Source organism: Bradyrhizobium sp. B117 (genome assembly GCF_038969555.1).
GTDB lineage: Bacteria > Pseudomonadota > Alphaproteobacteria > Rhizobiales > Xanthobacteraceae > Bradyrhizobium.
The window spans coordinates 483,050-509,470 of sequence record NZ_CP152414.1; the positions used below are offsets into that span (position 1 = coordinate 483,050).

Genomic DNA, 26,421 nt, shown 5'->3' on the forward strand with positions numbered 1-26,421 from the left:
CTCACGCCTTCTCCAGCGCCGCCATCAGATCCTCGATCAGATCGTCCGCATGCTCGAGGCCTGCGGAGAAGCGGATGAATCCCTCGCTGATGCCGAGCGCGGCGCGGTCTTCCGGCTTCAGGCGCTGATGCGTCGTGGTCGCCGGATGCGTGACGAGGCTTTTGGCGTCGCCGAGATTGTTCGAGATCTTCGCAAGCTTGAGCTCGTTGAGCACGCGGAACGCCGCGGCCTTGCCGCCCTTGACCTCGAAGCCGACCAGCGTCGAGCCGCCGCGCATCTGCTTTTTCACCAGCGCCGCCTGCGGATGATCGGCGCGGCCGGGATAGACCAGCCGCGAGATCTTCGGATGGCTCGCCAGCACCTCGGCGATCCGCGCCGCCGTGTCGGTCTGCGCGCGCACGCGCACGCCCAGCGTCTCCAGGCCCTTGAGCAGGACCCACGCGTTGAACGGTGAGATCGACGGGCCGGTCTGGCGCATGAAATTGTGGATGTGCTCGGCGATGAAGGCTTCCGACGACAGGATGATGCCGCCGAGACAACGGCCCTGGCCGTCGATGTGCTTGGTCGCGGAATAGACGACGACGTCGGCACCGAGCGCCAGCGGGCTCTGCCAGATCGGCGTCGCGAACACGTTGTCGACGACGAGCCGCGCGCCGCCCTTGTGCGCGATCTCGGCAATACCGGGAATGTCGAGCACATCTAACGTCGGGTTGGTCGGGCTCTCCAGGAAGAACGTCTTGGTGTTCGGCTTCACCGCGCGTTGCCATTCATCGAGATTGGCTCCGTCGACCAGCGTGGTCTCGATGCCATAGCGCGGCAGCAGATCCTGAATGACGTAAAGACACGAGCCGAACAGCGCGCGGGAAGCGACCACGTGATCGCCGGCCTTCAGCGGCGCCAGGATCGCGGTGGTCACCGCGGCCATGCCGGTGGCCGCCGAGCGGGCGGCTTCGGCGCCCTCGAGCTCGATCATGCGGCGCTCGAACATCGCGATGGTCGGGTTGGAGTAGCGCGAATAGATGAAGCCGGGGTCCTCGCCCTTGAACCGCGCCTCGCACTCCTCGGCGCTGTTGTAGACATAGCCTTGCGTCAAAAACAGCGCCTCCGACGTCTCGCCATATTGCGAGCGCAGGGTGCCGGAATGGACCAGGCGGGTTTCGGGGCGGTAGGTGGCAGGCGACTTCGACATAGGACCCTCCGACATGACCGTATGATACGAAAACGGTCACAAAAAAACCGGCCTGGATATCTCCACGGGCCGGGATCACAGAGGTCCCCGGCCTGTTTAGCGACTTATTTAACGTGGCTGCAAGCCGGCCGGCTCAAATCACCACGGGATAAGTGATGCTCATATTCCGCAATGCCCTTTCCGTCAAGGCGTCCATCGGATAGCCGTAAAAGGCTAGTATTTCCGGCATGTCCGGATGCGTTTGCCCCCTGATGAGGACCCCCGGTTGAGCTTTACGGTTGCCGCCGACGCCAATGGTATCCTGCCCGACCGCATGATCGCGGCGATGGCGGAAGCGGGCCTCATCCTGCCCGCATACGATTTCGTCGAGAGCCAGATCCAGCCGGCGAGCCTCGATCTGCGCCTCGGCGACATCGCCTATCGCGTCCGTGCCAGCTTCCTGCCGGGACCCGGCGCCACCGTCGCCGAGCGCATCGACGAATTGAAGCTGCATGAGTTCAGCCTCGCCGACGGTGCGGTGCTGGAGACCAACTGCGTCTACATCGTGCCGCTGCTGGAGAGCCTGGCGCTGCCGCCGGAGATCGTTGCGGCCGCGAACCCCAAGAGCTCGACCGGCCGGCTCGACGTCTTCACCCGCGTCATCGCCGACGGCACCCGCCGCTTCGACATGATCGGCGCTGGCTATCACGGCCCGCTCTATGCCGAGATCAGCCCGAAGACGTTTCCGGTGCTTGTGCGCGAAGGCTCGCGCCTGTCGCAGGTACGCTTCCGCACTGGTGACGCCATCCTCAATGCCGACGAGCTCGATGGCTTGCATGCCACTGAGCGCCTCGTCGACATCGACGATGCCGATCTCTCCGGCGGCGTCGCCGTCTCCGTCGATCTCTCGGGCGAGAAAGCCAACGGCTTCGTCGGCTACCGCGCCAAGCGCCACACCGGCGTGGTCGATGTCGATCGCCGCGCCGGCTATGCGGTGGAGGATTTCTGGGAGCCGATCTCGGCGCGTCCCGACGGCAGCCTGATCCTCGATCCCGGCGAGTTCTACATCCTCGCCTCCAAGGAGGCGGTGCAGGTGCCGCCCGATTACGCCGCGGAGATGGTGCCGTTCGATCCCTTGGTCGGCGAATTCCGCGTGCACTATGCCGGCTTCTTCGATCCCGGCTTCGGCTATGCCGGCGCCGGCGGCCAAGGCGCCCGCGCCGTGCTGGAGGTGCGCTCGCGCGAGGTGCCGTTCATCCTCGAGCACGGCCAGATCGTCGGCCGCCTCGTCTATGAGAAGATGCTGGCCCGCCCCGACGCGATGTACGGCCAGCGCATCGGTTCCAACTACCAGGCGCAGGGCCTCAAACTATCGAAGCATTTTCGGGTGTAGCTACACACTCTACTGTCATGCCCCGGCTTGACCGGGGCAGGCATCCAGTACGCCGCAGCCTCGCGATTTGATCACTGCTGTCTCGGAATTCCGGATCGCCCGATCAAGTCGGGCGATCACAGCGAACGTGTGGCAGGATGCGCAACGAAATCCGGCATCATGCGAGGTGGCGCCATGACCGATCAATCCCAACTCGACGCAAACATCCTCAACGACGTCGCGGACGCGCTGATCTATTCGGATCGCTCCGGCACCATCACGCGCTGGAATCGCGCATCGGCCGCGCTGTTCGGTTTCTCCGCCGACGAAGCGCTCGGTCAGAACCTCGACTTCATCATTCCCGAACATCTGCGCGCCGCGCACTGGAAGGGTTTTGAGGCTGCGCTCGCGAGCGGGACGATGAAGCTTGCGGGCAAGCCGACGCTGACCCGCGCGCTGCACAAGAGCGGACGCAAGCTCTACATCGAGATGACCTTCGCGCTGGTGCGGGATTCCGGCGGTGCGGTGCAGGGATCGGTGGCGATGGCACGCGACGTCACCGAGCGCGTCGAGCGTGAACGCGCGGCGAGACTTGCGCAAAATTCGTGATGCGGAATTGACGGGCTGTCGTGCAGAGGGCCTTGCATCCACGTGAACTTGTCTGTCACCGGAGGCAGTGACACACTCGATCGCAACAATGATCGGGGAGCGAACATGACCGCCGCATCAGATGCCGCGCAGGAAGCCCAATGGAAGCGCTGGCGCGCGGTCGCCGATCTCTACCACGCTTACTTCACCGGCCTCATCCTCACCGTCGTCACGCGACGCGGCACGGCGGATGCGGCGGAGTTTGTCTTCCGCGTGTTCCGCCGCCAGCAGCAGGAGCGCTTCCTGCCCGGGCTCAAGAAGCTCGGGATCGATCATCTGCCGCCGGCGGTGGCTGCCGCGCAATATCACTACCTCTCCAACTGGATCGGCGGCGTGCATGTCGAATACATGCATGAGAGCGACACCAAGGCCTGGATCCGCTATCCACCACCGCGCTGGATTTGGAAGGGCACCGCGATCTGCGGCGTGCCGGGCGAGGTAAGCCGCGCGATGCTGCGCGGCTGGCACGCCAACAACGGCGTCGCGCTCGGCGATATCAGGCTCGGCTTCGTCTGCACCAAGCAGAGCGTCGACGGCCAGGACGGGCTCGAAGGCTACTATCATCAATATGACCATCCGCTCGAACTCGACCAGCGCCTCGTCTTCGCGCGGCATCTGGAGGCGCCGATGTTCGATGCCAGGACCGCGCCGGCTCTGCCTGTTGCGAGCTGGCCAAAGCCGCGGCTTGAAAAAGCCTATCGCAACTACGCGATGGAATATGTGCGCACCGCCGCTCCCGTGATGGTGCAGTTGTTTGGGCCGGAGGATGCCGGCTATCTCCTGCGTCTCACGGGCAAGCTGATCGGCATGCAGTATTTCGACGAGGTCGCGGCGGCGCTGTCGATGAGCCGCGGTGGCGCGGGCGAGTTCGCAGCGTTCCTCAATGCATTGTTCGCCGCGCAGGATGACGTTGCCGACACCACGCAGTCCGAAGGCAGCTTCGAAATCGGCCAGCAGAGCTGGAAGCTGATGGACGATGTCGCCGACTATCATCGCGCCTGCGCCAAGGTGCTCGAGGGTTTGTTCGAGGGCCTCGCCGCGGGATGCGGCCGGCACATCGGCGTGCAGATGCGCACCGCCGCAGGCGGGCGTCCGCCGCTGGTCTGGACGATCGAATAGCCGGCGCTGCCGCCGCGCACTTCGCCTCTCCCCGCGTGCGGGGAGAGGCCGACGCGCGTAGCGCGGCGGGTGAGGGGACTCTCCGCGAGTCTAGCTGTCACCGTCTTTGCGGATAGAGCCCCTCACCCCGACCCTCTCCCCGTAAGAACGGGAGAGGGAGAATAGCCGCAATTCCACGGGCTGAAATGCGCTGCCGCAGGGCACGCCTGCACCCGGCGCAGGAGGAATCGGCAATTGCCGTGCTAACAACCGTCGCAGCGCCTTCCGCGCGAAGACATTGATTGGCACACCTGTTCATTGCCGCGCCGCAAATGGCGCCTGCGCCCGGGAGAGGACATGTCCGACATCGCCGAAATCCCGGTCGATGAGCAAGAGCGCCCGCTGCCACCGCCTCCGCCGCCCGTGAAGAGCGCGCTGACGGACGGGCCGATCCTGCGTACGCTGCTCTCGCTCGCCTGGCCCAACGTGATCGCGCTGTCGGCCGGCACCTGTACGGTGATCGCGGAGACTTCCTATATCGGCCGGCTCGGCGTCGAGGCGCTGGCCGCGATGGCGCTGGTGTTTCCGACAGTGATCCTGACCATGACCATGTCCGGCGGCGCGATGGGGGGCGCGGTGGCCTCCGCCATTGCGCGTGCGCTCGGCGCCGGCGACCGCGAGCGCGCCGGCACGCTCGCCGTGCATGCGATGCTGATCGGCATCAGCTTCGGCCTCGTCTTCATGCTGGGCATGCTGATCTTCGGCCCCAGGGTGCTCGAGATGCTCGGCGGTCGTGGCGATGTGCTGACGCATGCCATCGCCTACACGCAGGTGTTTTTCGGCGGCGCCGTGCTGCCCTGGCTGCTCAACACCATGGCCGGCGTGCTGCGTGGCACCGGCAACATGAAGCTGCCGTCGTTCCTCATCCTCAACTCCGCGGTCTGGCAGATCGTGCTCGGCGGCACGCTCGGCCTCGGACTCGGCCCGATGCCGCAGCTCGGCATGCGCGGCGTCGCCGCCGGCGCGCTGATCGCCTACACCATGAACATCTGCATCATGGGCTGGTACCTGTTCTCCGGCCGCGCGCGGATCGCACCGAAGCTGCGCGGGCTTCGCATCCAATGGGCGATGTTTTTCGACATCCTGAAGGTCGGCGCCATCGCCTGCTTCTCGCCGCTGCAATCGGTGCTGACGATCTCGATCTTCACTCACATGCTGGCGAAGTTCGGCACCGCGATCCTCGCCGGCTACGGCATCGGCGCACGTCTGGAATTTTTGCTGACCTCGATCGCGTTCTCGTTCGGCATCGCCTGCGTGCCGATGGTCGGCATGGCGATCGGCGCGGGCCGCATCGCGCGGGCGAGGCGCATCGCCTGGATCGCCAGTGCCGCCGCCTTCGTGGCCGTCGGTACGCCGGCATGCCTGGTTGCGATCTTTCCCGATCTCTGGGTCAACATCTTCACCGACAGCGCGGCGGTGCGCGCGGCGAGCCATCAATATCTCTCGACGGTCGGGCCGTTCTACGCGTTCTTCGGCCTTGCAACGACGATGTATTTCTCCTCGCAAGGCGCGGCGAAGGTGATCGGCCCGGTGCTGGCGCAGACCGCGCGGCTGATCTACATCTCGGCCGCCGGCTGGTGGCTGTCGACGCATGAGGCGACCGCGCAGAGCTTCTTCTGGCTGGCCGCGAGCTCGATGGTCGTGCTCGGCGTGCTCTCCTGCTCCAGCGTCGTGCTGACGCGCTGGGGACCGCGCGACAGCAAGCCGGCGATCGGGCCGGCGCTGTCGGGCGCGGTGGATTAGCGATGCCTGTGGCGGCGATGGCCGCCACCGCCGGCATTGGCGAGCCGCATCAGTTGCGGGATCATCGCCATCATGTCGCCGCCGCCGGCGCCGCCGAGCATGCCCATGATATCGCCGCCACCCATGCCGCCGAAGCGGGCCGGCATGGTGCCGCCGCCCATCGGCATGGTGCCGCCGTAATGGGGCGCGCCGAACCCACCGCCGAGATTGCCGCCGCCGAGGCCGCCAAAACCACCACCAAACCCGCCGCCATTCTCCATCATGCGGCTCATCATCGGGCCCATGGTCTGCATCAGCATGGCGAAGCGGCGCTTGCCCATCTTCGCCTTCATCATCTCCAGCATCGGCGCCATCTGGGTCATCATGTCCTCGCCGCCGGCGCCGCCGCCGCCGAGGAACTGCGCCTTTGCCGGCGCGCTCGAAATTGAAAACAGCAGCAGCACGGCGGCCGCCTGGCAGATCACCTTGTCCGCACCTCTCATGGCCTGCTCCTCGCGTGCGCGGCGCCGCCGGGAGAGCGGAGCCAACCGGACGCACGCGGCCATGGTTACGGCCGGCGAAGGGAGGGCTCTGTGCCTGAAGTCACAGAGCGTGTTCAGGCTGCGGGCGGAAACGCCTTGTGCATCGCGACGACCGCTTCCTTCGTTTGCCCTTGCACGTAGGGCGCAAGCTCGTTCGGCAGCATGTCGATGATCCAGACCAGGCGGCAGCTCTTGTCGCCTTCGGCGATCACCTGCACCGAGGCGCTGTAATGCTTCAGCCGTTCGCTGTTGATCGCATACACCAGCCGCTGCCGCGCATCGTCGCAATCGACCAGCACCTCGCGCGCGACGGAGCCGTTGGCGAAGGTGACGATGCGCGCGTCGCCGTCGAGCGTGCAGGCGGTGACGAAGCCCGGCGCCAGCCGCTGAGGCAGCGCGCCGAAATCGCGCACCGCGTCCCAGACGTCGCTCGCGGAGGCGGAGAGGGGGATGTCGTTGTGGATGGAAGCCATGGTCTCTCTCTTGAGATGGGGTTCGTAGGGTGGGCAAAGGCGCGAAGCGCAATGCCCACCATTGATGGTAGGTGGGCACGCTTTCGCTTTGCCCACCCTACGAAAGCGCGTGCGCGGCTAGCGCTCACACACAAACCGCCTCGACATTGTTGCCATCAGGGTCGATCAAGAACGCCGCAAAATAAGTCGGGCTGTAATCCCTGCGCGGCCCGGCGCCGCCATTGTCGCGGCCGCCGCTCTTCAGCCCCTCGCTATGAAACGCCTTGACCGCGTCCTGATCCTTGGCACGAAACGCGATATGCGCGCCGTCGGCCTTCCGTCCCTTGTTCAGGTGCAGCCACAGCGCGGGCTCGCCTTTCGGCCCGAAGCCGGCATAGCCGTCGCCGCTGGTGCACAGGACATAGCCGAGCGGCGCCAGCACCGCGCTGTAGAAGCGCGTAGCGGCGTCGAGGTCGGCAACGCGCAATCCGATGTGGTCATACATAGTCGTCTCCATTTGCAAAGCGCGCCGCAACTGGCGCGCGCCGGAGACGAAACTAGTCAGTTGAGGGCAAGCTGCTCTTGGAGAATCTTGCGCATCCCCTTCGAGGCCTGCCGGAACTTCGTCGGCGATACGCCGGCGGCGCGATGAAACGTGCGGACGAAGTTGGAGAGGTCGCCGAAGCCGACGTCATAGGCGATGTCGGTGACGGCGATGTCGTCCTCAGTAAGGCGGCGCGCCGCATGCCGCAGCCGCGAGCGCACCAGATATTGATGTGGGGTGACGCCGAGCACGGCGGAGAACAACCGCAGGAAATGGAACGGGCTGAGGCCCGCCTGCTTTGCGGCCTGTTCGAGGTCGACCTCGGTATGCGAATTGTCGTCGATCCACAGCGCGGCCTCGACAGCGCGGCGGCGATCACGCACGGTCGGCGTCGTCGGCTTGCGCGCCTTGCCCGAGACGATTTCGACAAAGCGGCCAGCGAGGATCTGCCCGACCTCGTCGAGGCCCAAGTCACTGTTGCCATCTGCTGCCGTTTGGGCGAGCTCGCCCAGCACCATCAGCTCGGGCAGCGGCGGCGTCGCGCCGACCTGCCAGACCTCGCGCCGCCCGCCGAGGGCATCGACCAGGTCCTCGCTGAAGGAGAAGCCGAGGCAGACGTCGCCCGAGACATGCTCATGCGTGCAGGTGTATTCCTCGCCGGGCGCGCCGACCAGCATCGATCCTGCCACCAGCTCGAAGAAGCCGGCACGGCAATGGCAGCCGAAGCTGCCCGAGCGGACATAGCCGATGGAATGGCCGGTGCGGCATTCCGCAAATGGCGTGTCGTCTGGTCCCGCATCGCAGCGAAACTCGGAGACGGTCATCGAGCGTGTCGTCAGCAGGGTGGTTGCTTCCATCCCGCCTATCTAGGCATGATCCGGACAAGTGTGTAGCGGGCGTCCGACAAGATCATGCCCAAAAAGACAAAGCTAAGGTGCGATCGAGATCGCGCCTTAGCCGGGCGCGCGGGGCGGAACAACGGGCAGCAGCACCTCGAACAGCGTCTTGCTGGCGACCGGATGGGCGCCCTCCAGCGACAACAGTCGGCGTTTGGAGATCACCCCGCCGTAAGGCGAGATCCGGTCGGTGTAATTGCCGGCCTCCAGCACCCGGTGGCACGGCACGATCAGCATGTAGGGATTTTTCGCGATCGCCTGCGCCACCGAATGCGCGGCGCCGGAGGCGCCCAGCGCCTTGGCGATCTCGAGATAGGTGCGTGTCTCCCCGCGCGGGATCGTGCAGGTGTACTCGTAGACCCGCCGGTTGAAGCCGGCCACGCCGCCGGCGTCCAGGCTGACGTCGGAGAAATTGGGATCGCCGCCTTGCAACAGGCCCACGATCCCCTCGATCGCCAGCTCGGCGTTCTCCGACGGGCGCTGCTCGCGCGCTTCGGGATGGACCTGGAAAATCCGGCGGCGGGTGTCGATCTCCCGCGCCTCCGGCAATTGCACGGCAACGACGCCGGTGCTGCTCCAGATGATGCCGCAGCGCCCGATCGTCGTGTCGAATATCGCGTAAGCACGCCCCACCATGCACACGCCCCACTCAGTGCACGTCTCTCCCCAGACAAATTGATCATAACACCGCCACAATCCGGCGCACCCAAAATCTTGCCAAAACGTTACGAACCATCCGGTTGGACGCGCCAAACCGCTTGGCGGCGCGCGCCGTCTCGGCTAATCAGGACAGGCGCAAGACGCGCACGAGCGGGCGTAGTTCAATGGTAGAACGGCAGCTTCCCAAGCTGCATACGAGGGTTCGATTCCCTTCGCCCGCTCCAAGCTTTAGGTCGGCAGGCTCCGCAGAAACTCCACGAGCGCCGCGTTCACCTCCGCCGGCCGCTCCTGCTGCGTCCAGTGTCCGCAGCCTGGCAGCATCCTGATCTCGCGCAGCTGCGGCACCCATTGCTTCATGTTGGCGAGGTGCTCGGCGGCGCCGGGGAAGGCGATGACCATGTCGTGGTCGCCGGCGATGTAGAGCGAGGGCACGACCACCTTCACGCCCTCGAAGGCGCCCATCAGCTCCCAGTTGCGATCGATGTTGCGGTAGTAGTTGAGCGGTCCGCGAAATCCGCTGCGGGCGAATTCGGCGCCGTAATAATCGAGATCGGCGGCGCTGAGCCACGACGGCAGCGGCACCTGCACCTTCGGCAACATGCCGTCCTTGCGTGAGACCATGCCGACGCCGACGGTTCTGCCGGCGCGCTCGGCGTTGGCGCGGATCGCGGCGGCTCCTTCGCCGGAGCCGCCATAGAGCATGGCGCCGAGCGTTGCGCGCGGGTCGCGTTCGAACTCGGCTTCGGCGACCCCCGGCTCCTGGAAGTACAATTGATAAAACTGTGCGTCCGCCGTCTGCGGCATGACGCTGGTCGGCCGCACCTCGCTTCGCGGCCGATAGGGCACGCTGAGGATGGCGGCGGCGCGGAAGCGATCGGGCCGCAGGCGTGCGGTGTGCCAGGCGATCGTCGCGCCCCAGTCGTGCCCGACGATGACGGCGTCCTTTGCCCCGAAGGCGTCGAGTACGCCGACGAGATCGCCGACCATATGGAGGATCGTGTACTGGTCGATCGCTTCGGGCCGATCGCTCTTGCCGTAGCCGCGCATGTCGGGCGCAACCGCATGATAGCCGGCCGCCGCCAGCGCCTCGAGCTGGTGGCGCCAGGAGTACCAGCCTTCCGGAAAGCCGTGGCAGAGCAGCACCATGGGCCCCTCGCCCTGCTCGGCGACGTTGAGGCTGATGCCGTTGGCCTTGATCGTCCGCTGCGTCGGCTCGCCCATGTCGTCGCCTCCCAGGTCCATCGTGGTCGGACGCATCCTAGTCGGCCCTACGGGTCCCGCAAAGATTCTAATATATTAGCTCTTCGCTCCCGGCACGCGTACCTCGCCAGCCTTAAGCTTCTCCCGCCCCGATGGGTGCGGTCCTCCTGTCGGGCGATATTTGGATGAAGACCAGGACCTGCAAAGAGATGGACCAGCAGAAACTCGACCGCGCGATCGGTCGTCGGTTGAAGACGTTGAGGACGCAAGGCGGCATGACGTTGAACGAGCTGGCAGCGCGCTCCGGCGTCAGCCGGGCGATGATCGGGCGGGTGGAGCGGGCGCAGAGCAGTGCGACGGCTTCCCTGCTCAACAAGCTCTGCGCCGCGCTCGACGTCACGCTCAGCGACGTCGTCGCGCTGGCGGAGAAGCCGCCGGAGCGCCTGATGCGGCTCGCCGACCAGCCGCATTGGCGCGATCCCGACAGCGGGTACCGGCGGCGTCATGCCTCGCCGCCCGATGCGGCCAGCGGCATCGAGATCATCGTCGTCGACCTGCCGGCCGGCGCGCGCGTGTCCTACAGCCCCTGGGGCCGCAACGCCTTCACCCAGCAGCTGTTGATGCTGGAGGGCGCGGTCTGCGTGCATATCGACGCCAAATCGGTGCGCCTGCGCGACGGCGACTGTCTCGACTTCGACGTGATGCGTGCGGTGACCTTCGAGAACGAAACCAAACAGGATGCGCGCTACGTCATCATCACGCGGCGCGGTACCTCTTACGGGAAAATGTGATGCCGCTGATCGTGCGGGACGCCACGCTGGAGGATGCGACCGATATCCTCGCCATCTACAATTACGCCGCGCTCAACACCACGGCGGTCTGGACCGACGGCCCGGCTGATCTGGCTTCGCGGCGCGCGTGGATTTGCGCCCGACAGGAAGCCGGTTATCCCGTGCTGGTCGCGATGAAGGGCAGCTATGTCGTCGGCTTCGCCTCGTTCGGTGATTTCCGTCCCTTCCCCGGCTATCGCCACACCGTGGAGAACTCCGTTTACGTCGATGAACGGCATCATCGGCTCGGCATCGGCCGCAGCCTCGTTGCCGCGCTGATAGAACGCGCGACCGCGATGAACAAGCACGCGATGATCGCCGGCATCGATGGCGCCAACGCCGCCTCGATCGCCTTGCATGCCTCGCTCGGTTTCGCCGAAGTCGCCCGCATGCCGGAGGTCGGCTGCAAGTTCGGCCGCTGGCTCGATCTCGTCTTCATGCAGAAGCAACTCGCAAGCGGCGTGCGGCCGTGACGATGCAGATCCGCACCGGCGATACCTTCGATCCGCGCGTCATTGCGCTGCTCGATCATCACGTCACGGCGGCCCGGGCGCAGACCGCGCCAGGCAGCGCCCATGCGCTCGATCTGGCCGGCCTTCGCGCGAGCGACGTTGCGTTCTGGACCGGCTGGGACGACGACACGCTGGTCGCCACCGGTGCGCTGAAAACGCTCTCGGCCGACCATGGCGAGGTGAAGTCGATGCACACGTTGCAAGCCACGCGGCGTCGCGGCTTTGGCGGCCAGATGCTCGGCCACATCATCGCGGAGGCTCGCGCGCGCCGCCTGAAGCGGCTCAGCCTCGAGACCGGCTCGTGGGATTATTTCAAGCCCGCGCACGCGCTCTACCAGGCGCACGGCTTTGTGCTTTGCGGCCCGTTCGAGGGCTATGTCGAAGATCCCAACAGCCTGTTCCTGACGCTGGACCTGACCGGCGGCTAGCACGGCTTGGGCGCAACCGGGGCACGAAAATAATCTCCTGCCCCTCAAAATGAGTTGCGTACCTCAAAACACCTCTGCTAGCCTTCAGCCATGGCAGAGACGCTCACCACCGCCGCGCTGACGCTGAAGGACATCGCCCGTCAGGCGGGCGTGAGCCTGGCAACGGTGGACCGCGTGCTGCACAACCGGCCCGGCGTGCGGCCGGACACGGTCCGGCGCGTCAGGGAGGCGATCGAGCGCAATTCTTTCCAGCCGCATGTGGCGGCCGCCGAGCTCGCCCGCGGCCGCTCCCGCCGCTTCGCCTTCGTGATGCCGTCGGGGCCGAACCCGTTCATGCAGCAGATCGAGGCCTATCTCGGCGAGATGTCGGCCTGGCTCTCGGCCCGTCGCCTGAGTGTCGAGATGGTCGCGACCGATGTGTTCGATCCGTCCGTGCTCGCGATCTCGCTGGAGGCGCTGTCGGGCGACTACGACGGCGTTGCCGTCGTCGCGCTGGATCATCCCGGCGTCCGCGCCGCGATCAACGACCTCGTCGAGGCCGGCACCAAGGTCGTCACCCTTGTCTCGGACGTGCCGTCCTCGCGCCGGCATCATTATGTCGGCATCGACAATATCGCGGCGGGCCGCACCGCCGGCGCGCTGGTCGGGCGGCTGGCCGGCGGGCGCGCGGGCAAGGTTGCCGTCGTCGCGGGATCGCAGGGCCTGCGCGACCATGCCGAGCGCATCTTCGGTTTCAACCAGGTGATGGCCTCGGAATTCCCTGACCTCAGCGTGCTGCCGGTGCTGGAAGGGCGCGATGAGGACGGACGCTCGGAACAGCTGTTGGCGCGGCTGTTGGACAAGCATGCTGACGTTGTCGGCCTTTATAACGTCGGCGCCGGCACACAGGGCGTCGCAAAAGCATTGAGCGAGGCCGGCCGCGACAAGGTCGTGTTTGTCGGGCACGACGTCACTGCGCTGACGCGCCGGCTGCTGCTCCAGGGCGTGATGGATGCCGCGATCTCGCAGAACCCGGGACATGAGGCGCGCGCCGCGGTGCGCGTGCTGCTGGCGCTCGCGCGCGGCGAGCCGATCCTGCGCGAACAGGAGAAGATCAGGATCGACATCGTGATGCGGGACAATCTGCCCTAGCGGCAGCGGACTTTGAACGGCACGTTGCGGACAAGGCGACTTCAAGCTCGCACACCGCCGACAGGTAAAAGGGAGGATGACGTGTATCTCGGACTGGACATCGGCACATCCGGTGTGAAAGCGGTGCTCGTGAACGCAGCCGGCGCGGTCGTCGCGACGGCGGCGCGCGAGCTTGCGCTGTCGCATCCGGCGCCGCTGTGGTCTGAGCAGGATCCCGACGCCTGGGTCGAGGGCGCGATCGGCGCGGTTGACGATCTCGCGAGGCAGCATCCGCGCGAGGTCGCACGGGTCGCCGGCATCGGGCTATCGGGCCAGATGCATGGCGCGACGTTGCTCGGCGAGGATGGACGGCCGCTGCGTCCCGCGATCCTCTGGAACGATGGCCGCTCGCAGGCCGAATGCGCCGCGCTGGAAAGGCGCTGTCCATCGCTGCACATGATCGCCGGCAATCTGGCGATGCCCGGCTTCACCGCGCCAAAACTGCTCTGGGTCGCGCGGCATGAGCCGAAGATATTCGCGCGGGTCGCAAAGGTGCTGCTGCCCAAAGCCTATGTCCGCTACCGACTGACCGGCGAGATGGTCGAGGACATGTCGGACGCGGCCGGCACGCTGTGGCTCGACGTCGGCGAGCGCCGCTGGTCCGCCCTGCTGCTGCATGCGACCGGCCTCGATCTCCACCACATGCCGCGCCTCGTCGAGGGCAGCGAGGTCAGCGCAACGCTCGCGCCGGAATACGCGCGGCGTTGGGGCATGGCGAAGGACGTCGTGGTGGCCGGAGGCGCCGGCGACAACGCGGCGAGTGCGATCGGGCTCGGGGCCATCGCACCGGGCGATGCGTTCCTATCGTTGGGAACGTCCGGCGTCATCTTCCGTGTCACCGATCGCTTCGCGCCGGCGCCGGCTTCGGCTGTGCATGCCTTCTGTCACGCGCTGCCCGGCCTCTGGCACCAGATGGGCGTGATGCTGTCGGCGGCGGCCTCGCTCGCCTGGCTTGCCGGCGTGATGGAGACGCCGGCCGCCGCACTGCTGGCGCCGCTTGGCGAGCGCGTCGATGGGCCGAGCCCGATCAAATTTTTGCCCTATCTCGACGGCGAGCGCACGCCAAACAACGACGCTGCCGCCAGCGGCGCCCTCGTCGGCCTGCGGGGGGCGACCGGGCGCGGCCAGATCGTGCAGGCCGTACTCGAAGGCGTCGCCTTCGCCGCGCGCGACAATCTGGCGGCGCTCGGCTCGGCCAGCGGTCCGATCGCTGAACTCGATCTGGTCGGCGGCGGCTCGCGCTCGCCGCTGTGGGCGCAGATCTGCGCCGACGTGCTCGGTATTCCCGTCCACCGCGTCGAGGAAGGCGAGGTCGGCGCGGCGCTCGGTGCTGCACGGCTCGGCCGGCTCGCCGCGACCGGTGAAGATCCGGCTGACGTCTGCACCCGCCCGAGGCGGCTTGCGAGTTTCACACCCCGCCCATCCGTGGCCGCCGCCTATGACGAGGCCTATCGCCAATGGCGCGCGCTTTATCCCGCGTTGAAGGAGACGATCTAAGTGAACGCGTCAGTCAAATTCTTCGATGCCAGCACGCCTGTTGCCTTTGCGGGCCAGGATGCGGCGACCACGCATGCCTTCCGCTGGTACGACAAGGATCGCATCGTGCATGGCCGCCGGCTCGAGGATCATTTGCGCTTTGCAGTCTGCTATTGGCACTCGCTGTGCTGGCCGGGCGGCGATCCGTTCGGCGGCGAAACGTTCCTGCGGCCATGGCATCACGGCACCGATGCGATGGCCATGGCCCGCGCCAAGGCCGATGTCGCCTTCGAGCTGTTCCGCCTGCTCGACGTGCCGTTCTTCACCTTCCACGACGTCGATGCGGCGCCGGAAGGCGCTTCGCTTCGCGAGTCCGTCGCCAATCTCAACGCGATCGCCGATCTGTTCGAAGAAAAGATGGCCTCGGCAAAAGTCCGCCTGCTCTGGGGCACGGCCAATTTGTTCACGCACCGCCGCTACATGGCGGGCGCCGCGACCAATCCGGACCCCGATATCTTCACCTATGCGGCGGGCCAGGTCCGCGCCGCACTGGAAGCGACGCACCGGCTCGGCGGCCAGAACTATGTGCTGTGGGGCGGCCGCGAGGGCTATGAGACGCTGCTCAACACCGATCTGAAGCGCGAGCTCGACCAGCTCGGCCGCTTCATCTCGCTCGTGGTCGAGCACAAGCACAAGATCGGCTTCAAGGGCCCGATCCTGATCGAGCCGAAGCCGAAAGAGCCGACCAAGCATCAATATGATTTCGACGTTGCCACCTGCTACGGCTTCCTCGAACGCTACGACCTGCTCAAGGACGTCAAGCTCAATATCGAGCAGAACCACGCCATCCTCGCCGGCCACTCCTTCCATCACGAGGTCGCGCTGGCCGAGGCGCTCGGCGTGTTCGGCTCGCTCGATATCAACCGCGGCGACGATCTGCTCGGCTGGGACACCGACCAGTTCGCGATGAACGTGGGCGAGATGGCGCTGGTGTTCCACGAGATCCTGAACCGCGGCGGCTTCACCTCGGGCGGGCTCAATTTCGACGCCAAGATCCGCCGTCAGTCGATCGATCCCGATGATCTCATTCACGCCCATGTCGGCTCGATGGATGCCTGCGCGCGCGCGTTCCTCGCCGCCGCCGACATGCTCGATGCCGGCGCCCTCACTGCGCCGCTTGCGACGCGTTACGACGGATGGGCCAGCCCCGAGGGCCGCGCCATTATAGGCGGCCAGCGCTCGCTCGCCGATCTTGCCGACCGTGCGATGAGTCCCGGCTTCGACCCGCAGCCGCGCTCGGGCCGGCAGGAATATCTGGAATCCCTCGTCAACCGCTACGTCTGAGGAAGGCTGCTGATGACCAAGGCTGACGCGACACCGGTCCTCGAGCTCTCCGGCATCGGCAAGGAGTTCGGCGCGATCCGCGCATTGCATGACGTCGACATGCAGGTCCTACCGGGCGAGGTGGTCGGGCTGATGGGCGACAACGGCGCGGGCAAGTCGACGCTGGTCAAGATCATCGCCGGCAATTTCCGCCCCACCCACGGCGAGATCCGCTTTGCCGGCAGCGCGGTGCATTTCAATCGCCCGGTCGACGCCCGCGCTGTCGGCATCGAGGTCGTCTACCAGGACCTCGCGCTCGCCGACAATCTGACCGCAGCCGCCAACGTGTTTCTCGGCCGCGAGCTGAAGCGCAAGTTTGGACCCATCGCCCTGCTCGATCACAAGGCGATGGCGGCGCGCGCGCTGGACTTGTTCGGCGAGCTGCGCTCGGAGACGCGCCCCGACGACCTCGTCAAGCAGATGTCGGGCGGTCAGCGACAGGCCGTCGCGATCGCGCGGACGCGGCTCTCCAATGCCCGGCTGGTCATGATGGACGAGCCGACCGCCGCGATCTCGGTCCGCCAGGTCGAGCAGGTGCTCGGCCTGATCCACCGCCTGAAGGAGCAGGGCGTCGCCGTGATGCTGATCTCGCACCGCATGCCCGACGTGTTCGCGGTGTGCGACCGCGTCATCGTCATGCGCCGCGGCGAGAAGCGGGCCGACAAACCGATCCACGAGACCAGCCCAGAGGAAGTCACCGCCCTCATCACCGGCGCGAAGGAGGCGGCGTGATGGCCATGCCCATGGAATCCCCGATCACCTTCTCCAATGTCGGCAAGATCAGATGGTGGCAGCGCGGCATCTTCGCTTCGCAGACCGGCTATGTCCTGCTCGCGCTCGCGGTGCTGCTGGTGATCATGCATTTCGCCAGCCCGTATTTCTTCACCGAAGGCAACATGCAGAACGTGGCGAAGAATTTTTCCTTCATCGCCATCGCCACCCTTGGCGTCACCTTCGTCATCATCACCGGCGGCATCGACCTCTCGGTCGGCTCGATGATGTGTTTTTCCGCCATGATCACCTCGATGGTAATGACCGAGCTGTCGACGCCTGGCGGCTTCGGCGCATCGCTGTTTGTGCACATGGCGGCCGACGGCAAGACCGTGCTGGCCAACGTCCCCGGCCTGATCCTGCTGATCTCGATCCTCGCCGGCCTCGGCGTCGCGCTGATCGCGGGCCTCGTCAACGGCTTCTGCATTGCCGTGCTCGGCCTGTCGCCCTTCGTCACCACGCTCGGCATGCTCTCGATCGTGCGCGGACTCGGCTATGTCGTCTCCAACGGCCGCGGCAGTTTCCCGGGCGGGCCGGATGCCGATTATTTCTACGCGCTGACCTCGGGCGACGTGCTCGGCGTGCCGGCGCCGTTCATTTATCTCGTCATCCTCGCGCTGGCGATGGCGGTGGTGCTGCACCATAGCGCGTTCGGCCGCCACGTCTTCGCGCTCGGCGGCAACGAGAAGGCGGCGGAGCTGACCGGCATTCCGGTGGTGCGGGTGAAGATCGAGGTCTATGTGATCTGCGCGCTCGCCGCCGGCCTCCAGGGCATCATCATCTCCGGCTGGCTCGGATCGGCGCCCGCCAACATGGCGACCTCCTATGAGCTCAACGTGATCGCGGCGGCCGTGATCGGCGGCGCCAATCTCGCCGGCGGCATCGGTGGTCCGCTCGGGGCGATCGTCGGCTGCGTGCTGCTCGAGGTGATCCGCAACGGTCTCGTGCTGGCGCAGGTCTCCTCCTACTGGCAGCAGACGCTGGTGGGCGTGATCATCATTCTGGCCGTGCTGGTCGATCGCATCCGCTCGCGGATGACTTGACGTGACGTCGCTCCGGGAAGCCAACGAAAACGCTGCCTGTCCGCTTCCCGGGCGAATTCGAGAGGATGGGCACCAAACATGGGTGGAGGAGACAATGAGGAAACTTCTTCTTGCCGGTATCGCGGTTGCGATGATGGCGACGCCGGCGTTCGCCGCGAACTACCGCTTCGTGATCGTGCCAAAGGCGATGAACAATCCGTTCTTCGACTTCGCGCGCGACGGCTGCCTGAAGCGGGCCAAGGAGCTCGGCAATATCGAGTGCATCTACAAGGGCCCGGTTGAGCATGAGCCGGCGACGCAGGCGCAGATCATCCAGGACTTCGTCACTCAGAAGGTCGACGGCCTCGCCATCTCGGTCGCCGACGTCGCGGCCATGACCAAGTCGATCGAGGCGGCGACCGCCGCCGGCATCCCCGTCATCACCTTCGACGCGGACGCGCCTGGTTCCAAGCGCATCGCCTATATCGGCACCAACAACAAGGAGTTCGGCGTTGCGCTCGGCAAGCAGCTCCTGAAGATGCGGCCCGATGGCGGCAAATACGCGATGGTCTCGGGCGGTCCCGGCGCCAAGAACCTCGCCGAGCGCGTCGACGGCGTGCGCGAGGCGCTGAAAGGCTCGAAATGGACCGAGGTCGCGGGTTCCCCGACGTTCTGCAATGACGATCCTGCGCTCGCAGTCCAGCAGATGACGGACATGCGCACCGCAACGCCCGATCTCGCCGCGATCGTTCCGATCGGCGGCTGGCCGATGTTCGCCCCCGAGGGCTTCAAGGCCTTCGCCTCCAGGAACAAGAAGGACATCGACAGCGGCAAGTTCACGCTTGTCGTCGCCGATACGCTGAGGATGCAGCTCGAGCTCTTGCGTGACGGCTATGCCAACGCGCTGGTCGGCCAGCGTCCGTTCGAGATGGGCGAGAAGGCGATGGACACCCTGCTCGCCATCAAGAAGGGCGAGAAGGTGCCGGAGATCGTCTACACCGGCCTCGACCTCGTCACCAAGGACAACGTCGCGCAGATGCTGAAGTAGGAGCGCCGCCAGCCCCGCGCTCCCGCGTGCTCCCCCGCTTGCGGTTTCCGCAAGCGGGGGAGATGATCTTTGGACTGCCAGAAGGACATTGGAATGAAGCGGTCGCGGCTCGGCTCCCTCGACGTCACCTCAATCGGCCTCGGTTCCGCCCCGCTCGGCGGATTGTTCAGTCCGGTCAGCGATGCCGATGCGGAGGCGACGATCGCACGCGCCTGGTCGGCCGGCATCCGCTTCTACGACACCGCGCCGCTCTACGGCTTTGGTCTCGCAGAACGCCGGCTCGGCGGGTTCCTGCGGCAGCAGAAGCGCGACTCCTATGCCATCTCGACCAAGGTCGGCCGTTTGCTGCGCGCTCCCGATGGCGGCGCCGCCGAGGACGAGCACTACAAGGGCACGCCGCGCGAGCGGCCGGTGTTCGATTTCAGCCATGACGGCGTGATGCGTTCGGTCGAGGAGAGTCTTGCTCGCCTCGGGCTCGATTACGTCGATGTGTTGCTCGTGCACGATCCCGACGATCACTATGACGACGCCGTCACCGGCGCCTTCCGCGCGCTCCAGCGCCTGCGCAGCGAGGGCACGGTCAAGGCGATCGGCGCCGGCATGAACCAGTCGGAAATGCTGGTGCGTTTCGCCGAGGCCGTGCCGGTCGACTGCTTCCTCCTCGCCGGCCGCTACACGCTGCTCGATCAGGGCGCGCTGGATGCGCTGTTTCCGCTCTGTCAGGCGAAGAACATCGGCATCCTGCTCGGCGGCATCTACAACAGCGGCATTTTGGCCAATCCGCATGCGGGTGCGAAGTTCAACTATCAGGACGCTGATGCATCGCTGGTTGCACGGGCGCTCGAGCTGGAGGAACTCTGCCGCAGGCACGGCACCGAGCTGAAGGCCGCCGCGCTTCAGTTCTGCATGGTGCATCCGGCCGTGACCGTCGCCGTGATGGGCGCGCGCAACGCGGCCGAGGTTTCCGACAACATCGCGATGTCCGAGCAGGCAGTGCCGCCTGCCTTCTGGCACGAACTGCGCGCGCGAAATCTCGTCGACGCAAGGGCGCCGCTGCCGGGCGGAGCGTGAACCATGATCATCGACGCCCACCAGCATTTCTGGGATCCCGCGCGCGCCGATTATCCCTGGATGGGGGCGCCTGAGCTCGCGCCGATCCGCCGCGCCTTCGGCCCCGCCGATCTCGCGCCGCTGTTGAAGACGAGCGGCATCGACGCGAGCATCGTGGTGCAGTGCCGCTCCGCGCTGGAGGAGACGGAGGAGTTCTTGCGCGTCGCGCATGACACGCCCTCGGTGATCGGCGTCGTCGGCTGGGTCGATCTGACCGACGGCGGTCTTGGCGAAACGCTGGACCGGCTGCGTGCCTTGCCCGGCGGGGACAAACTCATCGGCATCCGCCATCAGGTTCATGACGAGGCCGATCCGGATTGGCTCCTCCGCGAGGACGTCCAGCGCGGTCTTACCGCCATCTTCGCTCGCGATCTCACCTACGATTTCCTGGTCCGCACCCGCGAATTGCCCGCCGCGATCGCAACCGCGCAGGCCTTCCCGCAGGCGCGCTTCGTGCTCGACCACGCCGCAAAGCCGCCGATCGCCGATGGCGGCAGCGACGAGTGGGCTGACCGTATCGACGCGTTAGCTGCCTGCGGCAATGTCTGGTGCAAGATCTCGGGCCTCGCGACGGAAGCAGCCTGGGACGATTGGGATGTGGAGCGGCTGTTCCCGTTCGTCGCGCATGCGGCGACATGTTTCGGCGAGGATCGCTTGATTTACGGCTCTGACTGGCCGGTGTGTTTGCTTGCGGGCAGCTATGGCGAGATCAAGGGCGCGCTGGAGGCGTGCCTGGCGAAGCTTGGGCCTAATGTACGGGAGAAGGCGTTTGGCGTGAATGCGATGGCGGCGTATCGGTTGGCTTAATCGAGGTCGAGGAGCGCTCTTACCCTCTCCCCTTGTGGGAGAGGGTGGCTCGCCGCAAGGCGGCGAGACGGGTGAGGGTCTCTCTCCGCGAGCCATCTTTCACATGTGAGTTCGCTGAAACAACCCCCTCATCCGGCGCTTCGCGCCACCTTCTCCCACAAGGGGAGAAGGAAGAAAGCCGCGCTCCCTCACGCGCCCGCGGGCACCTGGTCCAGGAATCCCGTGATGCTCCTGATCCGGCCGTCCTTCAGCACGGCAAAGTCCGTCCCCTTGATCGGGCTGTCGACACCATCAGGGCCAAGACCCCATGAAAACCGCAGATGGTCGCCGTAGCCGTTGGGCTCGCCGATCAGCTTGAATTTGAAGTCGGGGAAACGCTGCTGCACGCCTGATATCAGCGCATCGATGCCATCGGGGCCGTCGCCCTTCATCAGCGGATCGACATAGCTCGCATCCGCCGTCCAGGTCTCGCTCAGCAGCTCGCGCCGGCGGCTCGTCGTGCGCTCGTTCCAGAGATCGATATAGCAGTGGGCGATGGCGGTGTGGTCGGTCATGTTGCTCTCCTTCGATGACGCCGTGTCCGGCTGACCGTCACTATCGAAGGTTTGCGCGCGCCGATCGATTACCTCGGAGGTCATCGGCGCGCGCCAATTTGAAACGCGAAAACTACTTCGCGGCCGTCACCATGATCTCGACGGTGTATTGCGGCGCGGCCAGCTTGGCCTCGACCGTGGCGCGGGCCGGAGTGTTGCCGGGCGAGACCCAGGCGTCCCACACCGCGTTCATCTCGCCGAACGTCTTCATGTCGGTGATGTAGATCGTGGCCGAGAGCAGTTTCGACTTGTCGGTGCCGGCCTTGGCGAGATGACCGTCGATGGTGGCCAGGATGTCCTGGGTCTGCTTCGTGACGCTTTCGCCCGCGGCCTTGCTGGCGACGACGCCTGCGAGATAGACGGTGTTGCCGTGCACGACGACCTGGCTCATGCGCGGGCCGGTTTCGAAACGCTGAATGCTCATTGGGGATCTCCTGGTGGGAATGGCGGCCCTGTCTAGCCCAGCGCCTTGCGCTGTGCCACCCCGGGCACGCATGCATTGCCAGGCACGCATGCGTTGCCGGGCACGCATGCGTTGCCGCCGAAGCATGCGCCGCTCAGCGAAACTGGCTGAGAAAAGCCCAAATCGTCTCGGCGCCATCGATGTCGCCGTTCTGCGGTCCGAGCAGGCCGGTCGCGACCCTTGGGAAGCGCGCATCCGGAGCGAAGCCGGGCATGCGGTGGCCGCCGCCGTTGACGCGATAGAGCACGACATCGTGTCCGCTGGGGCAGCGCGAGGAGATCCGCGTCACCGTGGATTGGTCTGTGGTCGCCCTGCCGGGCAAGTCCGTTACTTCGCCGTCGTCGATCTCGCAGCCATTGAGCTTGCGCCAGAAGGCGAGCGTCTCCTCGGTCGACCAGAACCCGTCTGCGGCAAAATAGCTCGATCCGCGGCCGCCCTCATAAGGCACCAGCGGGTCGGCGGTCCCGTTCATGATCAGCATTGGCAGCGGCCGCGACGGATGGCATGTGACCGCGGCTTCATCGGTGAGATTCATGACCACGCTGGCGGCCGCGGCAAACAGATCGGCGCGGGCGCAAGCCAGCGTCATCGCCATGGCGCCGCCATTGGAGATGCCGGTGACGTAAACGCGTTTCGGATCGGCGGTGCCGTTCGCCACCAGCTTCTCGACCAGCTTTGCGATGAAGGCGACGTCGTCGGTGCCTGGCGGCGGGCCACGGAGCGCGGGTCCCGCCTTGGTCCGCGCGTCGGCCCAGGCGTGGTTGAGACCATCAGGAAACGCCACGGCAAAGCCTTCACGCTTTGCGACCTGCGGCCATGCCGTCCGCGCGATCATGTCGGCGCCGCGCTGGGTCTTGCCGTGCAGCACGACGACGAGCGGGACGGCGCGTTTGGCCGGCAGTTGCACGGTGTAGGACCGCATCACGCCGTTGACGTCGATGGTGTCGGCGAACGCAGTCGGGGCGGCGGTGAGACCCGCAACAAGTGCTGCGATCCGCATCCACCGCCGCATGATCTAGCCCACTGCCTTCGCCGCTGCGCGCCCGGCATTGCGGCCGGAGAACAGGCAGCCGCCGAGGAATGTACCCTCCAGCGAGCGATAGCCGTGCACGCCGCCGCCGCCGAAGCCGGCGGCCTCGCCAACCGCATAGAGACCGGGAATGACGCTGCCCTCTTGGCCGAACACACGCGAGTCGAGATCGGTCTCGAAGCCGCCGAGCGTCTTGCGGGTGAGGATGTTGAGCTTGACCGCGATCAGCGGCCCCTGCGCGGGGTCGAGGATGCGGTGCGGGGAGGCGGTGCGGATCAGCTTGTCGCCGATATAGCGGCGCGCATTGTGGATGTTCATCACCTGCGCATCCTTGACGTAAGGATTGGCAATCTCGCGGTCACGCGCTTCGATCTGCATCTTGATGTGCTCGAGCTTGAGGAGATCGCTGCCCGCGAGCTTGTTCATGGCGGCGACGAGATCGTCCAGCTTGTCCCGCACGATGAAGTCGACACCATGGCTTTTGAACGCTTCGACCGGCGCCGGTGCGCCCTTGTTGGTGGCACGGCGCAAGGTCATGCGCCAGCTCTTGCCGGTGAGGTCAGGGTTCTGCTCGGAGCCCGACAGCGCGAATTCCTTCTTGATGATGCTCTGGGTCAGGACGAACCAGGAATAATCATAGCCGGTCGACATGATGTATTTGAGCTGGCCGAGCGTGTCCGAGCCCGGAAACAGCGGCGCCGGCAGACGTGTGCCGGTGGCGTCGAACCACATCGAGGAGGGGCCGGGCAGGATGCGGATGCCGTGGCGCGGCCAGATCGGTGACCAGTTCTGGATGCCTTCGACATAGTGCCACATGCGGTCGCGGTTGATCAGCCGCGCGCCTGATTTCTCAGTGATGCCGATCATGCGGCCGTCGACATGCTCGGGCACGCCGGAGATCATGAATTTTGGCGGCTCGCCCAGCCGCTGCGGCCAGTTCGCGCGCACCAGATCATGATTGCCGCCGATGCCGCCGGACGCCACGATCACGGCCTGCGCCTTCAGCGAAAATTCTCCGACCACGTTGCGCGATGAGCTCTTGCCGCGCTCGACATTGTCAGGCGCGAGGATCGCGCCGCTGACGCCATCCACGGTGCCGTTGGTGATGGAGAGCGCGTCGACGCGATGGCGGAACTTGAAGGTGAGGCGGCCGCTCTTCATCGCTTCGCGCGCGCGGCGCTCGAACGGCTCGACAATGCCAGGCCCAGTTCCCCAGGTGACGTGGAAGCGCGGCACCGAATTGCCGTGGCCCATCGCGTCATAGCCGCCGCGCTCGGCCCAGCCGACCACGGGGAAGATGCGATGGCCCATCGCGCGCAGCCAGTCGCGCTTCTCGCCGGCGGCGAACGCGACATAGGCCTCGGCCCATTGGCGCGGCCAAAAATCCTCGTCGCGGTCGAAGCCGGCGGTGCCGATCCAGTCCTGCATCGCAAGCTCGAAGGAGTCCTTGATGCCGAGCCGGCGCTGCTCCGGCGAATCGACCAGGAACAATCCGCCGAACGACCAGAACGCCTGGCCGCCGAGCGATTGCTCGCCCTCCTGGTCGACCACGATCACGCGCTTGCCCGCGTCCGCAATTTCGGTTGCGGCGACAAGTCCCGATAGGCCTGCGCCGACAACGATGACGTCCGTTTCTTGGGCCATGCTTTCCCCCTCTTCAGGTTCCCCCCTGTAGTTGCCCGGATTGAAGCCAGCGGTCGTAACTGAGATCAAGGGCGTGGCGCGTAAGACCTCGTTAACTTGTTCCACTTTGGGATAGAGACCGGCCGGGTGCAGCCTGGACGCAACACTGGACTTGAATTTGTTTTGAGCGAGCCGGCCTGCCTAGACAAAACCTTGGTTACGACGGACGCTAGCACTGCATCACCACCTGACACGCAGATTCGAATTCGACCGGGGCGGGGGACAATGAAGTTTCTGACGGGGTTGCTTGCAGCGGTTCTCTTGATCGTGGGCATGGGAGCTTCTCATGCGGTGGTCCGCATCGCGGATGACCGGGGCGGCCGGATTGGAACCTACGTCGACAGATACCAGGACCTCAGGCAATCGGGCGAGACGGTCATCATCGACGGCCTCTGCGCCTCGGCCTGCACCATCGTCCTCGGCGCCATCCCGCACGACCGCATCTGCGTGACCTCGAGCGCGACGCTCGGCTTCCACGCCGCCTGGGATTTTGGCGCCAATGGCCGCGCCATCACCAATCCCGAAGCGACCCAGATGCTCTATTCGATGTATCCCTCGCAGGTGAAGCGCTGGATCAGCCAGCGCGGCGGCCTGACACCGCACATGCTGTTCCTGAGGGGCAAGCAACTCCAGGCCATGTACAAGCCCTGCTACCTGGACGCGCAGGCCTCGGCGATCAAGCCGTCGCGCCGGCCCCTCCCGCAAGTGGACCAGCTTGAGACGGCCCGGGGCCAGCTGCTTCACTGACATCACAGGCATGATGGGACCGTTGAGCCCGCCAGCGGCGCCTTGCCCGCAGGCGGGCTAAAGCCTATCTGAAAGCATGGGAACCGGGGCCTTCGCCCCTATCGTTATCATGGCTCAACCACTGCATCCGGGACATCCGTTACAGGACAATTCGTCCACTGCCGGCCGGACGTCGTCCGTGCTGCTCTTGGCAGGCGCTGGTGCCGGCGGGCTGGTCGTGCTCGGCGCGCTGGCGCTCTGGTTCCACTATGGCAGCCAGGTGTTCTTCGAAATGATCAGGACCGGCTTTGCCGCCTGCTTCTGATCCGCGACAGGAAGTTTTCCGCTCATGAGCTCCACCGCTCGTCCGCTGGTGATTGCGACCGCGTTCGCCGCAAGCCTCGTCCTCGGGCTGCTGATCATGTTCTGGGCCATGGGCGGGGTCAGCAAGGTGGCGCAGCCGGCTGCGATCGGCGGCCCGTTCCAGCTCACCGACCAGAACGGAAAGGCCGTCACCGACAAGAGCCTGAAGGGCAAGCCGACCCTGATCTTCTTTGGCTACACCCATTGCCCCGATGTCTGCCCGACCTCGCTGTTCGAGATCTCGGAAGTGCTGCGTGCGATGGGCAAGGACGCCGACAAGGTCAACGCCGTCTTCATCTCGGTCGATCCCGAGCGCGACACGCCGGCGACGATGAAGGACTATCTGTCGAGCTTCGACCCGCATCTCGAAGGCCTCAGCGGCGATCCCGCCGAGACCGCCAAGGTAATCACCTCCTACCGGGTCTATGCCAAGAAGGTCCCGACCAAGGACGGCGACTACACCATGGACCACACCGCGCTGATCTATCTGATGGACCGCGACGGTCGCTTCGTCTCGCCGTTCAACCTGAAGCGGACCCCGGAAGAGGCCGCGGCGGATTTGAAGCGGTATCTTTGATTTAGCCGTCATGGCCGGGAATAGCCGTCCGAAGGACGGCGTCGCTTCCACTCGCCTATGTCCCGGC

Annotated in this window: 29 protein-coding genes, 1 tRNA gene and 1 riboswitch; of the genes, 19 read left to right on the forward strand and 11 right to left on the reverse strand. The window is 65.9% G+C overall.

Annotated features, from left to right (window positions below; genetic code table 11):
- Position 1: 1 nt before the first annotated feature.
- Complete coding sequence (locus AAFG16_RS02275) at positions 2 to 1,189, reverse strand: O-succinylhomoserine sulfhydrylase (RefSeq protein WP_342736970.1); 1,188 nt, start codon at positions 1,187 to 1,189, stop codon at positions 2 to 4.
- Positions 1,190 to 1,264: 75 nt separating this feature from the next.
- Positions 1,265 to 1,344: riboswitch (SAM riboswitch) on the reverse strand.
- Between the two features lie 110 nt (positions 1,345 to 1,454).
- Here AAFG16_RS02275 and AAFG16_RS02280 point away from each other — a divergent pair.
- The 4 genes from AAFG16_RS02280 (at position 1,455) to AAFG16_RS02295 (ending at position 6,089) form a co-directional block, all read left to right on the forward strand.
- Positions 1,455 to 2,561: a 2'-deoxycytidine 5'-triphosphate deaminase gene (locus AAFG16_RS02280; RefSeq protein ID WP_283083388.1), complete on the forward strand. Its 1,107-nt coding sequence runs from the start codon at positions 1,455 to 1,457 to the stop codon at positions 2,559 to 2,561.
- A gap of 174 nt (positions 2,562 to 2,735) precedes the next feature.
- Positions 2,736 to 3,149: a PAS domain S-box protein gene (locus tag AAFG16_RS02285; protein WP_342736973.1), complete on the forward strand. Its 414-nt coding sequence runs from the start codon at positions 2,736 to 2,738 to the stop codon at positions 3,147 to 3,149.
- 105 nt (positions 3,150 to 3,254) lie between these two features.
- Positions 3,255 to 4,307 carry a hypothetical protein gene (locus AAFG16_RS02290; RefSeq protein ID WP_342736975.1) on the forward strand — a complete coding sequence of 351 codons (1,053 nt, stop codon included), beginning with the start codon at positions 3,255 to 3,257 and terminating at the stop codon, positions 4,305 to 4,307.
- 336 nt (positions 4,308 to 4,643) lie between these two features.
- Positions 4,644 to 6,089 carry an MATE family efflux transporter gene (locus AAFG16_RS02295; RefSeq protein ID WP_342736977.1) on the forward strand — a complete coding sequence of 482 codons (1,446 nt, stop codon included), beginning with the start codon at positions 4,644 to 4,646 and terminating at the stop codon, positions 6,087 to 6,089.
- On the opposite strand, the gene AAFG16_RS02300 is transcribed toward AAFG16_RS02295, so the two are convergent.
- The 5 genes from AAFG16_RS02300 to AAFG16_RS02320 all read right to left on the reverse strand — a co-directional run bounded on the left by AAFG16_RS02300 (position 6,086) and on the right by AAFG16_RS02320 (position 9,138).
- Positions 6,086 to 6,571: a hypothetical protein gene (locus AAFG16_RS02300; RefSeq protein ID WP_342736979.1), complete on the reverse strand. Its 486-nt coding sequence runs from the start codon at positions 6,569 to 6,571 to the stop codon at positions 6,086 to 6,088. The genes AAFG16_RS02295 and AAFG16_RS02300 overlap by 4 nt on opposite strands.
- Positions 6,572 to 6,684: 113 nt before the next feature.
- The gene (locus tag AAFG16_RS02305) at positions 6,685 to 7,083 is read right to left on the reverse strand and encodes an SRPBCC family protein (RefSeq protein ID WP_283083393.1); all 399 of its coding nucleotides are present in this window, start codon (positions 7,081 to 7,083) and stop codon (positions 6,685 to 6,687) included.
- A gap of 124 nt (positions 7,084 to 7,207) precedes the next feature.
- Entirely contained in the window at positions 7,208 to 7,567 is a 360-nt protein-coding gene (locus tag AAFG16_RS02310) for a VOC family protein (protein ID WP_342736981.1), read from the reverse strand.
- A 56-nt stretch (positions 7,568 to 7,623) separates the two neighbouring features.
- The gene (locus AAFG16_RS02315; protein WP_342736983.1) at positions 7,624 to 8,463 is read right to left on the reverse strand and encodes an AraC family transcriptional regulator; all 840 of its coding nucleotides are present in this window, start codon (positions 8,461 to 8,463) and stop codon (positions 7,624 to 7,626) included.
- Between the two features lie 96 nt (positions 8,464 to 8,559).
- Positions 8,560 to 9,138: a methylated-DNA--[protein]-cysteine S-methyltransferase gene (locus AAFG16_RS02320; protein ID WP_342736985.1), complete on the reverse strand. Its 579-nt coding sequence runs from the start codon at positions 9,136 to 9,138 to the stop codon at positions 8,560 to 8,562.
- Positions 9,139 to 9,312: 174 nt separating this feature from the next.
- Between AAFG16_RS02320 and AAFG16_RS02325 the strand changes: the two genes are divergently transcribed.
- A tRNA-Gly gene (locus AAFG16_RS02325) sits at positions 9,313 to 9,386 on the forward strand.
- Positions 9,387 to 9,390: 4 nt separating this feature from the next.
- On the opposite strand, the gene AAFG16_RS02330 is transcribed toward AAFG16_RS02325, so the two are convergent.
- The gene (locus tag AAFG16_RS02330; RefSeq protein WP_342736987.1) at positions 9,391 to 10,383 is read right to left on the reverse strand and encodes an alpha/beta hydrolase; all 993 of its coding nucleotides are present in this window, start codon (positions 10,381 to 10,383) and stop codon (positions 9,391 to 9,393) included.
- Between the two features lie 188 nt (positions 10,384 to 10,571).
- Between AAFG16_RS02330 and AAFG16_RS02335 the strand changes: the two genes are divergently transcribed.
- The 11 genes from AAFG16_RS02335 to AAFG16_RS02385 all read left to right on the forward strand — a co-directional run bounded on the left by AAFG16_RS02335 (position 10,572) and on the right by AAFG16_RS02385 (position 20,919).
- Entirely contained in the window at positions 10,572 to 11,153 is a 582-nt protein-coding gene (locus AAFG16_RS02335; RefSeq protein WP_342741104.1) for an XRE family transcriptional regulator, read from the forward strand.
- Positions 11,153 to 11,665, forward strand: coding sequence for an N-acetyltransferase family protein (locus AAFG16_RS02340; RefSeq protein ID WP_342736989.1), 513 nt, complete (start codon positions 11,153 to 11,155; stop codon positions 11,663 to 11,665). The genes AAFG16_RS02335 and AAFG16_RS02340 overlap by 1 nt, the downstream gene beginning before the upstream one ends.
- Before the next feature lie 2 nt (positions 11,666 to 11,667).
- On the forward strand, positions 11,668 to 12,132 hold the full coding sequence (locus AAFG16_RS02345; protein WP_342741105.1) for a GNAT family N-acetyltransferase: 465 nt from the start codon (positions 11,668 to 11,670) through the stop codon (positions 12,130 to 12,132).
- Positions 12,133 to 12,222: 90 nt separating this feature from the next.
- Positions 12,223 to 13,263, forward strand: a complete 1,041-nt coding sequence (locus AAFG16_RS02350) for a LacI family DNA-binding transcriptional regulator (protein ID WP_283083400.1) — start codon at positions 12,223 to 12,225, stop codon at positions 13,261 to 13,263.
- A gap of 81 nt (positions 13,264 to 13,344) precedes the next feature.
- On the forward strand, positions 13,345 to 14,799 hold the full coding sequence (gene xylB, locus AAFG16_RS02355; protein WP_342736991.1) for a xylulokinase: 1,455 nt from the start codon (positions 13,345 to 13,347) through the stop codon (positions 14,797 to 14,799).
- The gene (gene xylA / locus AAFG16_RS02360; protein ID WP_342736993.1) at positions 14,800 to 16,122 is read left to right on the forward strand and encodes a xylose isomerase; all 1,323 of its coding nucleotides are present in this window, start codon (positions 14,800 to 14,802) and stop codon (positions 16,120 to 16,122) included. It begins immediately after the preceding gene.
- A 12-nt stretch (positions 16,123 to 16,134) separates the two neighbouring features.
- Entirely contained in the window at positions 16,135 to 16,893 is a 759-nt protein-coding gene (locus tag AAFG16_RS02365; RefSeq protein WP_342736995.1) for an ATP-binding cassette domain-containing protein, read from the forward strand.
- Positions 16,893 to 17,975 (forward strand): ABC transporter permease, encoded by a 1,083-nt coding sequence (locus AAFG16_RS02370; protein WP_342736997.1) that lies wholly within the window; start codon positions 16,893 to 16,895, stop codon positions 17,973 to 17,975. The genes AAFG16_RS02365 and AAFG16_RS02370 overlap by 1 nt, the downstream gene beginning before the upstream one ends.
- Positions 17,976 to 18,069: 94 nt before the next feature.
- The gene (locus AAFG16_RS02375) at positions 18,070 to 19,002 is read left to right on the forward strand and encodes a sugar-binding protein (protein ID WP_027564792.1); all 933 of its coding nucleotides are present in this window, start codon (positions 18,070 to 18,072) and stop codon (positions 19,000 to 19,002) included.
- Between the two features lie 93 nt (positions 19,003 to 19,095).
- On the forward strand, positions 19,096 to 20,073 hold the full coding sequence (locus tag AAFG16_RS02380) for an aldo/keto reductase (RefSeq protein WP_342737001.1): 978 nt from the start codon (positions 19,096 to 19,098) through the stop codon (positions 20,071 to 20,073).
- 3 nt (positions 20,074 to 20,076) lie between these two features.
- Positions 20,077 to 20,919, forward strand: a complete 843-nt coding sequence (locus tag AAFG16_RS02385) for an amidohydrolase family protein (protein WP_283083406.1) — start codon at positions 20,077 to 20,079, stop codon at positions 20,917 to 20,919.
- Between the two features lie 188 nt (positions 20,920 to 21,107).
- Here the strand turns inward: AAFG16_RS02385 and AAFG16_RS02390 are convergent, their stop codons facing one another.
- The 4 genes from AAFG16_RS02390 to AAFG16_RS02405 form a co-directional block, all read right to left on the reverse strand.
- On the reverse strand, positions 21,108 to 21,473 hold the full coding sequence (locus tag AAFG16_RS02390) for a nuclear transport factor 2 family protein (RefSeq protein ID WP_342737003.1): 366 nt from the start codon (positions 21,471 to 21,473) through the stop codon (positions 21,108 to 21,110).
- A gap of 112 nt (positions 21,474 to 21,585) precedes the next feature.
- Positions 21,586 to 21,936 (reverse strand): RidA family protein, encoded by a 351-nt coding sequence (locus AAFG16_RS02395; protein ID WP_011083946.1) that lies wholly within the window; start codon positions 21,934 to 21,936, stop codon positions 21,586 to 21,588.
- A gap of 133 nt (positions 21,937 to 22,069) precedes the next feature.
- The gene (locus tag AAFG16_RS02400) at positions 22,070 to 22,987 is read right to left on the reverse strand and encodes a PHB depolymerase family esterase (protein WP_342737005.1); all 918 of its coding nucleotides are present in this window, start codon (positions 22,985 to 22,987) and stop codon (positions 22,070 to 22,072) included.
- 3 nt (positions 22,988 to 22,990) lie between these two features.
- Positions 22,991 to 24,649 carry an FAD-binding dehydrogenase gene (locus AAFG16_RS02405; protein WP_283083409.1) on the reverse strand — a complete coding sequence of 553 codons (1,659 nt, stop codon included), beginning with the start codon at positions 24,647 to 24,649 and terminating at the stop codon, positions 22,991 to 22,993.
- Between the two features lie 264 nt (positions 24,650 to 24,913).
- Between AAFG16_RS02405 and AAFG16_RS02410 the strand changes: the two genes are divergently transcribed.
- The 3 genes from AAFG16_RS02410 (at position 24,914) to AAFG16_RS02420 (ending at position 26,354) form a co-directional block, all read left to right on the forward strand.
- Positions 24,914 to 25,435 carry a hypothetical protein gene (locus tag AAFG16_RS02410; protein ID WP_283083410.1) on the forward strand — a complete coding sequence of 174 codons (522 nt, stop codon included), beginning with the start codon at positions 24,914 to 24,916 and terminating at the stop codon, positions 25,433 to 25,435.
- Between the two features lie 178 nt (positions 25,436 to 25,613).
- Positions 25,614 to 25,739 carry a hypothetical protein gene (locus tag AAFG16_RS02415; RefSeq protein WP_283083411.1) on the forward strand — a complete coding sequence of 42 codons (126 nt, stop codon included), beginning with the start codon at positions 25,614 to 25,616 and terminating at the stop codon, positions 25,737 to 25,739.
- Between the two features lie 24 nt (positions 25,740 to 25,763).
- A complete protein-coding gene (locus AAFG16_RS02420) occupies positions 25,764 to 26,354 on the forward strand; it encodes an SCO family protein (RefSeq protein WP_283083412.1) in 591 nt (196 codons plus the stop codon).
- Positions 26,355 to 26,421 lie beyond the last annotated feature (67 nt).

Coding starts and splice junctions, on each gene's coding strand:
- AAFG16_RS02390 (WP_342737003.1), bottom strand. CDS start 21,473: ATGACCGACCACACCGCCATCGCCCACTGCTATATCGATCTCTGGAAC.
- AAFG16_RS02310 (WP_342736981.1), bottom strand. CDS start 7,567: ATGTATGACCACATCGGATTGCGCGTTGCCGACCTCGACGCCGCTACG.
- AAFG16_RS02335 (WP_342741104.1), top strand. CDS start 10,572: ATGGACCAGCAGAAACTCGACCGCGCGATCGGTCGTCGGTTGAAGACG.
- AAFG16_RS02405 (WP_283083409.1), bottom strand. CDS start 24,649: ATGGCCCAAGAAACGGACGTCATCGTTGTCGGCGCAGGCCTATCGGGA.
- AAFG16_RS02410 (WP_283083410.1), top strand. CDS start 24,914: ATGAAGTTTCTGACGGGGTTGCTTGCAGCGGTTCTCTTGATCGTGGGC.
- AAFG16_RS02315 (WP_342736983.1), bottom strand. CDS start 8,463: ATGGAAGCAACCACCCTGCTGACGACACGCTCGATGACCGTCTCCGAG.
- AAFG16_RS02380 (WP_342737001.1), top strand. CDS start 19,096: ATGAAGCGGTCGCGGCTCGGCTCCCTCGACGTCACCTCAATCGGCCTC.
- AAFG16_RS02350 (WP_283083400.1), top strand. CDS start 12,223: ATGGCAGAGACGCTCACCACCGCCGCGCTGACGCTGAAGGACATCGCC.
- AAFG16_RS02290 (WP_342736975.1), top strand. CDS start 3,255: ATGACCGCCGCATCAGATGCCGCGCAGGAAGCCCAATGGAAGCGCTGG.
- AAFG16_RS02300 (WP_342736979.1), bottom strand. CDS start 6,571: ATGAGAGGTGCGGACAAGGTGATCTGCCAGGCGGCCGCCGTGCTGCTG.
- AAFG16_RS02420 (WP_283083412.1), top strand. CDS start 25,764: ATGAGCTCCACCGCTCGTCCGCTGGTGATTGCGACCGCGTTCGCCGCA.
- AAFG16_RS02275 (WP_342736970.1), bottom strand. CDS start 1,189: ATGTCGAAGTCGCCTGCCACCTACCGCCCCGAAACCCGCCTGGTCCAT.
- AAFG16_RS02285 (WP_342736973.1), top strand. CDS start 2,736: ATGACCGATCAATCCCAACTCGACGCAAACATCCTCAACGACGTCGCG.
- AAFG16_RS02295 (WP_342736977.1), top strand. CDS start 4,644: ATGTCCGACATCGCCGAAATCCCGGTCGATGAGCAAGAGCGCCCGCTG.
- AAFG16_RS02320 (WP_342736985.1), bottom strand. CDS start 9,138: ATGGTGGGGCGTGCTTACGCGATATTCGACACGACGATCGGGCGCTGC.
- AAFG16_RS02385 (WP_283083406.1), top strand. CDS start 20,077: ATGATCATCGACGCCCACCAGCATTTCTGGGATCCCGCGCGCGCCGAT.
- AAFG16_RS02395 (WP_011083946.1), bottom strand. CDS start 21,936: ATGAGCATTCAGCGTTTCGAAACCGGCCCGCGCATGAGCCAGGTCGTC.
- AAFG16_RS02375 (WP_027564792.1), top strand. CDS start 18,070: ATGAGGAAACTTCTTCTTGCCGGTATCGCGGTTGCGATGATGGCGACG.
- AAFG16_RS02370 (WP_342736997.1), top strand. CDS start 16,893: ATGGCCATGCCCATGGAATCCCCGATCACCTTCTCCAATGTCGGCAAG.
- AAFG16_RS02305 (WP_283083393.1), bottom strand. CDS start 7,083: ATGGCTTCCATCCACAACGACATCCCCCTCTCCGCCTCCGCGAGCGAC.
- AAFG16_RS02400 (WP_342737005.1), bottom strand. CDS start 22,987: ATGCGGCGGTGGATGCGGATCGCAGCACTTGTTGCGGGTCTCACCGCC.
- AAFG16_RS02365 (WP_342736995.1), top strand. CDS start 16,135: ATGACCAAGGCTGACGCGACACCGGTCCTCGAGCTCTCCGGCATCGGC.
- AAFG16_RS02345 (WP_342741105.1), top strand. CDS start 11,668: ATGCAGATCCGCACCGGCGATACCTTCGATCCGCGCGTCATTGCGCTG.
- AAFG16_RS02340 (WP_342736989.1), top strand. CDS start 11,153: ATGCCGCTGATCGTGCGGGACGCCACGCTGGAGGATGCGACCGATATC.
- AAFG16_RS02330 (WP_342736987.1), bottom strand. CDS start 10,383: ATGGGCGAGCCGACGCAGCGGACGATCAAGGCCAACGGCATCAGCCTC.